The organism is Pseudomonas sp. PME37.24/006, assembly GCF_055556635.1.
Genome location: NZ_JBVHNL010000180.1, coordinates 1 through 260 on the forward strand (window position 1 = coordinate 1; position 260 = coordinate 260).

Below are 260 nucleotides of genomic sequence, written 5' to 3' on the forward strand. Positions count from 1 at the left end.
ATCTCAAGCCGGAAGTGGCGCATACCCTCTCGGCCACTGCTGACTGGCATGCGTCCGACAAGGAGGGCAACGAGCCACGCTGGTTCTTCAAGCTGACACCGTATTTCAGCTACGTCGAGAACTACATCGATGCCGATGTCATCGGTCGCTTCAATCCCTACAGCGTCAGCACCGCATCCGGTGCGCTGCTGCAATTCGCCAATCACGATGCCCGTCTGTATGGCATCAACGCCTCGTGGAAGTGGCCGCTGTTGCGCACT

General features: G+C 58.5%; 1 protein-coding gene. It reads left to right on the forward strand.

Annotation, left to right across the window (positions count from 1 at the left end; all coding sequences use genetic code 11):
- A partial coding sequence (locus ACZ3GY_RS24320) for a hypothetical protein (RefSeq protein WP_465912343.1) occupies window positions 1-260 on the forward strand: 260 nt, incomplete at both ends.